General features: G+C 61.1%; 16 protein-coding genes. 10 read left to right on the plus strand and 6 right to left on the minus strand.

The annotated features are described in order from the left end of the window. The 6 genes from HKL97_RS06615 to HKL97_RS06640 all read right to left on the minus strand — a co-directional run. Positions 1-570 (minus strand): NrsF family protein (locus HKL97_RS06615; RefSeq protein WP_291423651.1); only part of this gene is annotated, 570 nt, incomplete at its 3' end. After that, positions 560-1,132 (minus strand): sigma-70 family RNA polymerase sigma factor, encoded by a 573-nt coding sequence (locus tag HKL97_RS06620; protein WP_291423653.1) that lies wholly within the window; start codon positions 1,130-1,132, stop codon positions 560-562. The genes HKL97_RS06620 and HKL97_RS06615, both read right to left, overlap by 11 nt. 85 nt (positions 1,133-1,217) lie before the next feature. After that, positions 1,218-1,859 carry a DUF6969 family protein gene (locus HKL97_RS06625; RefSeq protein WP_291423655.1) on the minus strand — a complete coding sequence of 214 codons (642 nt, stop codon included), beginning with the start codon at positions 1,857-1,859 and terminating at the stop codon, positions 1,218-1,220. Further along, entirely contained in the window at positions 1,859-2,578 is a 720-nt protein-coding gene (locus HKL97_RS06630; protein WP_291423657.1) for a cytochrome c biogenesis CcdA family protein, read from the minus strand. Before HKL97_RS06630 ends, HKL97_RS06625 begins: the two co-directional genes overlap by 1 nt. 9 nt (positions 2,579-2,587) lie before the next feature. Further along, a complete protein-coding gene (locus HKL97_RS06635) occupies positions 2,588-3,010 on the minus strand; it encodes a thioredoxin family protein (protein ID WP_291423659.1) in 423 nt (140 codons plus the stop codon). Between the two features lie 175 nt (positions 3,011-3,185). Beyond that, positions 3,186-3,374 carry a hypothetical protein gene (locus HKL97_RS06640; RefSeq protein ID WP_291423661.1) on the minus strand — a complete coding sequence of 63 codons (189 nt, stop codon included), beginning with the start codon at positions 3,372-3,374 and terminating at the stop codon, positions 3,186-3,188. 204 nt (positions 3,375-3,578) lie between these two features. Between HKL97_RS06640 and HKL97_RS06645 the strand changes: the two genes are divergently transcribed. From HKL97_RS06645 to HKL97_RS06690, 10 genes are all read left to right on the plus strand, one after another. Beyond that, a complete protein-coding gene (locus tag HKL97_RS06645) occupies positions 3,579-4,424 on the plus strand; it encodes a sterol desaturase family protein (RefSeq protein WP_291423663.1) in 846 nt (281 codons plus the stop codon). A 108-nt stretch (positions 4,425-4,532) separates the two neighbouring features. After that, on the plus strand, positions 4,533-4,856 hold the full coding sequence (locus tag HKL97_RS06650) for a DUF2282 domain-containing protein (RefSeq protein ID WP_291423665.1): 324 nt from the start codon (positions 4,533-4,535) through the stop codon (positions 4,854-4,856). Between the two features lie 174 nt (positions 4,857-5,030). After that, a complete protein-coding gene (locus HKL97_RS06655; protein WP_291423667.1) occupies positions 5,031-5,462 on the plus strand; it encodes a DUF6789 family protein in 432 nt (143 codons plus the stop codon). A 44-nt stretch (positions 5,463-5,506) separates the two neighbouring features. Then, a complete protein-coding gene (locus tag HKL97_RS06660; protein ID WP_291423669.1) occupies positions 5,507-6,379 on the plus strand; it encodes a DUF692 domain-containing protein in 873 nt (290 codons plus the stop codon). Then, the gene (locus HKL97_RS06665) at positions 6,369-7,184 is read left to right on the plus strand and encodes a DNA-binding domain-containing protein (protein ID WP_291423671.1); all 816 of its coding nucleotides are present in this window, start codon (positions 6,369-6,371) and stop codon (positions 7,182-7,184) included. The genes HKL97_RS06660 and HKL97_RS06665 overlap by 11 nt, the downstream gene beginning before the upstream one ends. Further along, entirely contained in the window at positions 7,172-7,642 is a 471-nt protein-coding gene (locus HKL97_RS06670; RefSeq protein ID WP_291423673.1) for a DoxX family protein, read from the plus strand. The genes HKL97_RS06665 and HKL97_RS06670 overlap by 13 nt, the downstream gene beginning before the upstream one ends. A 76-nt stretch (positions 7,643-7,718) precedes the next feature. Next, the gene (locus tag HKL97_RS06675; RefSeq protein ID WP_291423675.1) at positions 7,719-8,309 is read left to right on the plus strand and encodes a TetR/AcrR family transcriptional regulator; all 591 of its coding nucleotides are present in this window, start codon (positions 7,719-7,721) and stop codon (positions 8,307-8,309) included. Positions 8,310-8,338: 29 nt separating this feature from the next. Beyond that, entirely contained in the window at positions 8,339-8,905 is a 567-nt protein-coding gene (locus tag HKL97_RS06680) for a carboxymuconolactone decarboxylase family protein (protein WP_291423677.1), read from the plus strand. Between the two features lie 24 nt (positions 8,906-8,929). Then, positions 8,930-9,613, plus strand: a complete 684-nt coding sequence (locus HKL97_RS06685) for a haloacid dehalogenase type II (protein ID WP_291423678.1) — start codon at positions 8,930-8,932, stop codon at positions 9,611-9,613. A 142-nt stretch (positions 9,614-9,755) separates the two neighbouring features. Next, positions 9,756-10,449: MFS transporter (locus HKL97_RS06690; protein ID WP_291423680.1), on the plus strand; the 694-nt coding region annotated here is incomplete at its 3' end.

Genomic DNA, 10,449 nt, shown 5'->3' on the forward strand with positions numbered 1-10,449 from the left:
CCAGACCAGAACCGTCATCATCGTATCCGCCGCGTGGAATAATGGCAGCGCCACTTCGGCGGCGGCGGCGGCGGCCATGGCGCCGCACAGGCAGGCGTGGGTCGTGCGAAATATGGCGCTGCGCCGCAGAAGCCAGACCATGGCCACGGCGGGGACAAAGCCAGCCATTGCAATGGCCGGGACGCACAAGAAATCTGGGCGCAGAATGAGTGCCGCGCCGTGGGTCTGCAACGACAGGATAAAACATTGCCGCCCAAGCTCGAGGAGCCACAGAGCAAGGGCGGCCACCGGCAAATAGAGCTTCCAGCCCGGCTCGTCCGGCCGCCCGGCGCAGAAGGCGGCATAGGCGGAGATGAGTGCCGTGGTCAGAGCCAGCAGCTCCGCCAGCATGAAGCGCGGTTGCATAAGCAGCTTGGAAATTTCTGGCCGTATCCCCATGGCAAGAACAACCATTGCAAGAACCGGCACGGTGACAAGCAGCCACCGTAACAGCAGAGCAGCGGGTGGTGCTGCGCGGCGCACCGGCGGCAGATCATGTGTGAGGCTGGCGATCAACTCCTCAGTCCTCATGGGTAATGTTCTCCTTCATGGCTTTTTTCAGCCGCTGCATCGCCCGGAAGGTCGCGACCTTAAGGGCTACGACGCTCATGCCGGTTTCGGCGGCGGCTTCGCGCAGGGAAAGTTGGCGGACCTTCAGCAAGCTCAGCACAAGCCTGTCGCGCTCACCCAGGCCGCGGAGCGCCGCCATCATGGCAATCGCGTCAACATCCCGATCCTGTGTATCATTCGTGGCGAGGGCGGCAGAGGTTACGGGTACATCGTCAATGGCTGTCTCCCGCCCGGCATGGCGCTGGCGGCGGCGGCGGACTTCCGCGCCGCGAAACTTCAATATCCCGAACAGAAATGGGGCAACAGGACGGCTGGGGTCGTAGAGATGCCGGCTTTGATGCAGCGCCAACAGCGTTTCCTGCACCATATCTTCGATATCGGCGGCGCTGCTTTGGGGCCAGCGCGACCGGGCGCGGCGGCGCAACCAGGGTAGCGCCTCTTGCAGCACGCGGGCATAGGCACGCGCATCGCCAAGCTGCGCCGCTGCCAGCCAGATCCGCCAGTCTGGGTTTTCCTCCGCCATGGCTCCTCCCTTAGGCGGACAGAGTACAGCGTCTGCCTGGCGCAGCCAATCACCACCCAGGGGAATGCTTTCCGTCAGGAGCAGGTTATGCGGCATCGTCAGCCTCCGGCAGTTTCAGGCTTTGTCGCAAACGGACGAGGGTGCGCGGCAGGTCTATACGCGCGCGGCTGAGGATTTCCAGTGTTTCATCCGCCAGAGCCTCTGCCTGCGAGGCCGCCGCATGGCGGGCCAGGCGTTTGTCGCGCCGGCGCAACAGGGCGGCGATCTCGCGGCGGTACAGGCCGCACAGCGCGGTGAGGGCCTGATTCACCGGCGCGGGGGCTGGGGCATCAGGCCAGGCCAGGCGCGGCAGTTGGGGGATGAGCGCCTCCGCGGGCAGCCAGTTATCGGCGGTGACCCAGAGATTGGTGGTGAAGAACTGCGCCGGCCGGCCGTCATGGTCCAAAGCGATTGCCAGCACATGGGTCAGGCCGGTTTTGTCCTCGCCGCGCAGGAAGCAATGGATATGTCCGCTCTCCGCCGCCCCCCGATGCGCATGGAAATAATATTGGGCGCGGGTATGTGGATCGAGCGCGTCATCGGCCGGGTAATGCGTCTCGGTGACAAAAGCCTGCCCGTTCAGCAATGTTGTGACGATGTTCTGCCCGGCGGATTCCATTTCGCCCAGGGCTGCCACCAGTGTTGCGGCGGCCTCGGCACGTTCGAACAGGGTTGGTTTCGCGCGCATCAAAATTGTGTCGTGGCGGCGCTGAGCCAGCCGGGCGAGGCTTGTACCAGATAGGCTTCCAATGGATGGTCCAGCCCCGTAATCATGAGCAGAGAAACGGCCACCATCGCGCCGCCAAGCAACATTTTGCCGGTGGAGCCAGCACCCAGCATCCGGCCGCGCAAGCTCAGCAACGTGGCGCGGGATAAAAACCCGAGTCCCACCAGGGGCAATGCGGTGCCGATTCCAAACATCAGCATCACCAGCGCCACATGGCCCAAATCCTTGCCCTGCGAGGCCAGCAGGCTGGCAGCCCCCAGGGTTGGCCCGGCACACGGCGTCCAGATGGCGCCGAGCAACAGGCCGATGCCAAATTGCCCGCGCAAGCCAACGCCCTTGCCGCCGCCAAACCGGCTGTTCATCCAGTTGCCAAACGGCCCGGCCGCGACTGTCAGCCTTGCCTGCGCGCCTGGCAGCAGCAGGAGCAGCCCCAACGCCAGCAACATTGCCGCCGCCAGCAGCCGGAAGGCGCCAAGGTTTAGCCCCAGGGAAAACCCGATGGTGGCGACGAACAAGCCGATGGCAGTGAAAGACAGCGCGACACCGCCCGCCAGGGCCAGGGGGCCGGCGCGGTGTTCGGATACTGCGCCGCCCAAGACCAAAGGCAGCACCGGCACCACACAAGGCGAGAGCGTGGAGAGCAGCCCGGCAGCCAACGCAAGAAAAGCGGCGGTAATCATAATGTCCGCTCACTCCTGAACCGCAGTGTTGAGCAAGGTTTCGATGTCTGATTTGCTGGTGATGCCGACCGCACGCAACGCCTCCTTGCCGTCATGAAAAGCAATCAACGTGCTTTGCATTGTTGCGCCGAATTGCTGTACCACTAGTCTTTGCGAGTCAAAATCGACATCGAGAATCTCCAGGGCCGCATAACGCGGGTCGTTTTCCAGCCCTTTCAAAACCAATTTCTGCTGTGCGCAGGTCGGGCACCAGCTTGCCTCGATATGGATCACCACCGGCGTATGATTGGCCATCGCGGTTGCGAACGCCGCCTGGGTGTAGGGGGTGGTCGTGGCAGCCATGGCCTCTGGTGCACACATGAGCAACAAGCCAGACAGAACCATGCCCGGCAAGGCGAGCGGTGAGATGAGATTACGAATTCTTCTGTTCATGGCTGTAAACTTCCTTGCATAAACGGTAGTCGGTGCAGCTCTATATTGAGCGGCGGTTAGCTTTTTTCCGCTTGTGGAACTGTCGCAGTGTGACGCCCGCCAGGCAGGCACGCATAATTTGCGGTCATTTCGTGGCATGGCGGGCGTCTCTATGAACGGAGGGGGTAAGCCCGGCTTAGTTTGCCTTGCACTTGGCGGCGGCGCACAGCGCGGCTTTGCCTGCGCAGGCACCGGTTTTACCCGCACAGGAAGTGCCGGTCTGCGCGGTGCAGGCCGCGCGCGCATGGGTGGGGATGACGGCGGCCGCCAAACTGCCCAGGGAGACAGCAGCGCCGAGCATGAGCATGGAGGGGGTGAACTTCATGGATATTTTCCTTATGACAAGCGTGGCGCGGGACAATTCCAGCGCCTCGCATTCTGAGTTCGCCACGAAAAAGGGAAAGGTTACAGGCGGTATAAAAATTTATGTGCGGCATGGTTGGCAGGTAACCTTTTGGCTCTACGTAGCGTAAGACTATGACGTGCACGGGCGGATAGGCTGTCACCCGGTGCGGATTTTCGGAGGTTTATGGCGCAGCTTCTTCTCACCCACGGACTAATGCTGCGGCTGGTGGTTTCACTCGGCCTGCTCGCCGTGCTGGCGGTGGCGGAGGCGTGGCGGCCGCGCCGCGTGCGCTCGCTCACGCGCTGGCAGCGCTGGCCAGGTAATCTTGGTGTTGCATTCGCCGACGCGCTTGCCGTGAAATTGCTGTTTCCGTTGGCGGCCTTCGGCGTGGCCGTGTTCGCCGCGCAGCGCGGCTGGGGCGGGCTGAATCTCTGGAACATCCCGGAATGGCTCAAAATCGTCCTGGCACTGCTCGGCCTGGACCTGACGATATATTTACAGCACGTCTTGTTCCATGCGGTGCCGATGCTGTGGCGCCTGCACCGCATGCACCATACGGACCTTGATCTTGACGTCACCTCCGGTGCTCGTTTCCATCCGATCGAGATCATCCTCTCCATGGGCATTAAGCTGGCGGCGGTGGTGGCGCTCGGCGCGCCGGCCGTGAGCGTGCTGCTGTTTGAGATCATCCTCAACGCCACGGCGATGTTCAACCACAGCAACCTCGCGCTGCCCTTGGCATTGGATCGCCCCTTGCGCCTACTGGTGGTGACACCGGACATGCACCGCGTCCACCATTCGGTGATCCCCGCTGAAACCAATAGCAATTTCGGGTTCAACATGCCGTGGTGGGACCGGCTACTTGGCACCTATTGCGCCCAGCCGGCGGCGGGGCATGAGGGCATGAGCATCGGTCTTGCCGCATTCCGCGACCCTGCCACCACATCGCCGTTAGGTGCCATGCTCGTGCAGCCATTCACCGGCCCCGCGGGGGAAACATCGCTGGGTGGCGCAGAGTCCGGAGGGTAGGACGTTATTTTCGTCCAAGCCTAATTTTTCCATGTAACCTTATCCGCCGTCCTTCCGAACCTTGAAATGCAGCCACATTCCACAGCTGCCTTTAATCGGGAGATAGACATGGATCGCAGAAATTTTGCAGCCTCGGTACTTACCGCCGCTATTGGCATTGCCAGTATAGCGCCTGGCGTTGCCAGTGCCCAGTCGATGCAGCCAATGACGCAACAGCAGATGATGCAGGCGAAGCAGGCCAATATGGCGCGTATGAAAACCGAGCATCTTGCCGCGTGCTACGGCGTGAATGCTGTCGGCCGCAATGATTGCGCGGCTGGTGCGCATTCCTGCGCCGGGCAAGCGACGATGGCGCGCGACCCAGCGTCGTTCGTGCTCCTGCCGCAGGGCGATTGCGAGAAGCTTGCCGGCGGCTCACTCAAATCTTCGTAAGCCAGCGGGTGAATATAGCGCGCGCCTTCTAGGTATCGCCAACGAATGGCGCCCCGGTTCTCCTCTGTGCGGGAACCGGGAGACGCATACAGTGCCTGGGTGGAGACGAGGGTGGCCACGCGGCAGCTCCGCACAGGCTTTTGTATCGTCCCAATGATGAACAAGGAACTTTTCATGAACAAAGTTTTAAGCGGCCTGGTTGCGGGCTTTGCGGCGACAATCGTACTTTCGATTTTGATGCTGATGAAGCAGATGATGGGTGTGATGCCGCAATTGGACGTCATTGCCATGCTGGGCAGCATGTTGGGTGGTGTGACCGCAGCATGGTGTGCTCATTTCTTTATAGGCACGGTTGCTTGGGGGATTCTCTTTGCATTCCTGACGCGGGCGCTGCCGGGCGCATACTGGATGAAGGGAATCATTTTCGCCAGTGGGGCCTGGCTCATGATGATGATCATTCTCATGCCCATGGCCGGTGACGGTCTGTTTGGATTGAAGCTCGGCCTGATGGCACCTGTGGCGACCCTCATGTTGCACATAATATTTGGCGCGCAGATGGGCTGGGTTTACGGCGCATTGCATCATGAAAGCCGCGCCAGCGTGTAACGGCAACAAAAGTACAACCTTTTGGAATGCGTGCGGAGATAACAATGCCACATTCAGAATCACGAAAATGTGAGGCTTTACTTTCCCCCTGTGCAGGGATCGGGCTACGCATCCCGCACCACACGGCATTTTTAACCGCCAAACCCAAAATCGGGTGGGTGGAAGTGCATAGTGAGAATTACTTCAGTGGGCCGGAATTGCGTGCGCTTGAGGCTGTGCGTGCGGATTACCCGGTGTCTCTGCATGGCGTCGGCTTGTCGCTCGGCAGCGCGGACGGCGTGGACGAGATGCATCTGGCGCGGGTTATGGCATTGTGTGATCGTATCCAGCCCGCCCTGGTTTCCGAACATCTGGCCTGGGGCCGTATTGGTGCAACGGCGCTGCCGGACCTGCTGCCTCTGCCGCTGACCAGGGAAAGCCTTGATGTTTTCTGCATGAACGTGGATAGAGTGCAGACTGCGCTGAAGCGGACCATTCTGGTGGAAAACCCATCCACCTATTTGCAGTTTGCCAGTTCTAGTATTCCCGAGCCGGAATTCCTTACCGCTGTCACGCGGCGCACCGGATGCGGATTGATCTGTGATATAAACAATATTTTTGTCAGCGCCCATAATCATGGCTGGGACGCCTTGGATTATTTAAAAACATTGCCTGCGGCCGCAATTGGTGAATACCATGTAGCCGGGCATTGTACCGCCACGGGGGCCGCGGCTGGATTGCTGATCGACACGCATGACCGGCCCGTGGATCGCGCGGTATGGGCGCTGTTCGAAGTAGCGTTGCAAATCATCGGCCCCCGCCCCGTGCTGATTGAGCGCGATGCTGATTTACCGTCCCTGGAAGAGTTGCTTGCGGAAGCGGTCATGGCGCAAAAAATTATAGACCAGGTGAGCCGGAGGGACGCCAATGCTGCGTGAACAGCAGGCTGCATTTGTGGCGGTGCTCCGCGGCGTATCTGCCGGCTTACTCGATGATGCGATTATCCCGGGGAGTATCGCGGCAGAGGCGCGGATGGCGATCTACAGGAATAATGTTCTGGGGAATCTCGCCGCCTGTTTGCAGATCGCTTATCCTGCGGTGGAGAAACTCGTTGGCGCGGATTGTTTCGCCGGGCTGTGCCGGGATTTCATCCAGGCTCGTCCGCCGGTTTGCGCGAATTTATATGAATATGGCGCGGAGTTTGCCATCTATCTCGAGGCTTCAAAAAGTCTGAAGTCTCTGCCCTATCTTGCGGATGTGGCGCGGCTGGAGTGGGCGGTGAATATTGCGCTGCATGCCGCTGAGACACCGCCGCTGGACCCCGGAGCACTGGCCGGGGTGGATGTGGCGGAAACCGGCTTCGTCCGGCATCCTTCCGTATCGCTGCTCATCCTGCGCGATGATGCCCGCGGCATATGGGAGGCTGTGCTGCTGGAAGATGTTTCGAAAAAGGATGCATTGCTCGCCGCGATCGAAATCAGTGCCGCCGCAGTGCCGGTTATCGTCTCCCGGTCAAGCGGCACGCTGGAGATCATGCCTGTTACAGCTCCTGTATTCGACTTCGCGCTGATCCTGCTCAGCGGCTTTCCCCTGGCGGACGCGTTGGAGGCCACCACACCAGATGAAGCCCCGGCGATGTTGGGAATGTTTCTCGCGCAGGGTCTGTTCGCCGGGATTGTTCCGGCCAGCTCGCAAACGAAAACACATGAAACAAACAAGGAGAACCACCCATGTCAGACGTAGCGGTTCAACGCCCGGCTATGCTGCCCGTGCGCATGCTCAACAAGCTGACCGAGTGCTTTGAACTCGTTCCCTATTGGCTGGTGGCGCTGACCGCCCGCGTCGCCTTGGCGCAGGTGTTCTGGAGCTCGGCGCAGACACATCTCGCGAACTGGGACACTACGCTTTACATGTTTGCCAACAATTATCAGGTGCCGCTGCTACCGCCGGCTTTTTCGGCCTATCTGTCCGTGACGATGGAGGTCGCCATGCCGCCACTGCTGCTGCTCGGCCTCGCCACGCGCTACGCGGCGCTCGCGTTGCTGGGCATGACCGCGGTGATCGAGATTTTTGTGTATCCGCAGGCCTGGCCCACGCATATCCAATGGGCGGCGATGATGCTGGTGCTGATCTCCCAGGGCGGCGGCGCCTTCTCGGTGGATGCGCTGCTGAAGCGCTTTATGGGGCGTGGCCGCAAATAAATTTCAGGGCGGAGTTGTTTTATAGTGATCGTTCTATTATGTGTTGGCTGACACAGTTTGGAGCCTTACTCAGTCCATGCCCCGCCCCCGCCGTTTGACCGATGAAGATGTGCTGGACTGCTCGGTGGAGGTGTTCCGCCAGCGGGGTTATGCCGGGGCCTCCCTGCGGGATTTGACGCAGGCCACCGGGCTCAGTGCGGCCTCGCTGTACAATCGCTACGGAGACAAGGACGGCTTGTTCATGTCGGCGGTCAACCGATACGCGGATCTCGGCATTTCCGATCGTTTGGCGCGGCTGGCGCTGGAGCCTGATCCCATTGCCGCGATAGAGACATTCTTCGATGAGATCGTCGCGCTGTCGGATGACGATCCGCATCACCTGGGCTGCCTGCTTGTGAATTCACTGCTTGATGGCGGGGCGATGTCAGCCCAGGCCCGCTCCCTTGTTCATTCCAGGCTGTTTGAGGTCCAGGGCTTCCTGGAAGCGCAGATCGCGCGGGCCAAGAAATCTGGTGCCCTGCCGGATAGCATAAATCCGGTGGCGATGGCGGAGTATCTCACAGCTACCGTGCTCTCCCTTCGCGTTCTCGCGCGCATTGACGCAAATCCACCGATGCTACGCCGGATCGCCGCTCAGGCGCTCAGCGCGTTGGGAAGCGAGAAATAGTTTTTTCCTTTAACGCCAGGAGACTGTAGATGACTGCCGAAACCAAACTGACATTGCCCGCACAAACTTTGGAATCCGCCGCCGGGCCAGCCCGCAAGGTGCTGGAAAAAGCCATGGCGCAAGCTGGATTTATTCCAAATATGTATGCCAATATGGTGAACTCCCCGGGGCTGCTGGAGACTTACCTCGACGGCTATGCGAGGTTCCGGGCAGAATCCGGCTTTACCTCAGTTGAGCAGGAGGTCGTGTTCCTTGTCGTCAGCCGCGCTAACGGGTGCAATTATTGCACCGCAGCCCACAGCATGATCGCCGATAAAATGTCCAAAGTTCCCGCCGATGTGCTCCACGCCCTGCGCGCGGGCACGCCGATTGCTGATCCAAAACTGGCCGCCCTGGCGCAGTTCACGCAGGTCATGTTCGATACCCGCGGCCGCCCCGCAACTGCAGACACACATGCATTCCTGGCTGCTGGCTATGGCGAGCGCCAGGTGTTGGAGATTGTGCTGGCTATGGCTGTAAAAACATTGAGCAACTATGCCAACCATCTATTCCACACGCCCGTCGACGACATGTTCGCGGCTTACAAGGTGGCATAACCCAACATAGCTAGGAGCAGGCGCATGACGGCGAATTTTTCCCAGCTTCGGGCTATGGTGTTCGATGCCTATGGCACGTTGTTCGATGTCGGGTCCGCCGTTGCGGCCTGTGACGACATGGCACCGCCGCAGCGCACGGCGCTAGCGGCGCTCTGGCGTGACAAGCAGCTGCAATACACATGGCTGCGCGGATTGCAGAAACGCCATGCGGGCTTCGACCAGGTGACGGCGGAGGCGCTGGACTATGCGCTGGAGGCGACCGGTCTTGCCAACCCGGAACGCCGCCAGCGCCTGCTCGCGCTTTATCAGACCCTCACCTCCTACCCTGAGGTGCCGCAGGCGCTGGCGGCGCTCAAGGCGCGCGGGCTGGCCACGGCCATTCTCTCCAACGGCACGCCAGACATGCTGCGAGCGGCGGTGGAACATGCCGGGATCGGCCATTTGCTAGACCATGTGCTCTCGGTAGAGGAGGTGGGCGTGTTCAAACCCGCGCCGGAGGTCTATCAGCTCGCGGTGGACAGGCTCGGTTTGCGCCGAGAGGAAATCGGCTTCGTCTCGGCCAATGGGTGGGACGCCTATGCCGCTTCGGCGTTTGGGTTCCAGGTTGTCTGGTGCAACCGCGCGGGACAACCGGTGGAACGCCTGCCCGGGGTGCCGCGCCACGTCATCCATTCCCTGGCGGAGCTGCCACTGCTGATGGCCGCATAAATGGCGTAGCGTCGCAGTCGCATGGGGAGATCAAAATAATTAGGTTGGCTTGTAACCATTTTCGTCTCCGGCGCGAATACCTAGACCGGGCTAGTTGCGGTCCGGTCTAGCTGTAGATTTGTAAGCCCCTTCAGGAGCTCCCATGCGCGAACCAGACACCACCCCAGAAGCCGGGCTGCTCGACCAGCTCTCCACCCTGCGCTGGAACCGCTTCCACACGCTGGTCGTGTTGCTCTTCGGCCTGGGCTGGGCGCTCGATGCGTTCGAGGTGACGCTGATTGGCAACGTGCTGGGCGCATTGCGGGCGCATTTCCACCTCGGCAGCAACGCCATGTCCTTCATCCTGGCAGCTTGGTTCGCCGGGTTGATGATCGGCGCTTCCGGCTTTGGCATCCTCTCGGACCGTTACGGCCGGCGGCGGATATTTTTGGCCAGCCTGGTGCTTTACGGCGTCGCCACCCTGGCCACCGCCTTCGCGCCCAACCTCACGGCGCTGCTGCTGTTGCGCCTCATCGCGGGCATCGGCGTCGGCGCGGAATATTCCGCCATCAACGCCGCCATCGCCGAGCTGGTGCCCAGCCGTTCGCGCGGACGGGCCGCCGCCATCGTGCTGAATTTCTGGCCCATCGGCAGCCTCGTTGCTGCGTTGCTCTCCTGGCTCGTGCTCTCTACGCTGCCGGCCGATGTAGGCTGGCGTGTGGTGTTCGCTCTGGGCGGAGTCATTGCCCTTTCCGCCGCCTGGTTCCGCCGCCACCTGCCGGAGAGCCCGCGGTGGCTTATCCAGGCCGGGCGGCATGACGATGCACAGGTCATCATCGCGGGCATCGCCGCCGGTC

The organism is Acidocella sp., assembly GCF_013044125.1.
Lineage (GTDB): Bacteria > Pseudomonadota > Alphaproteobacteria > Acetobacterales > Acetobacteraceae > Acidocella.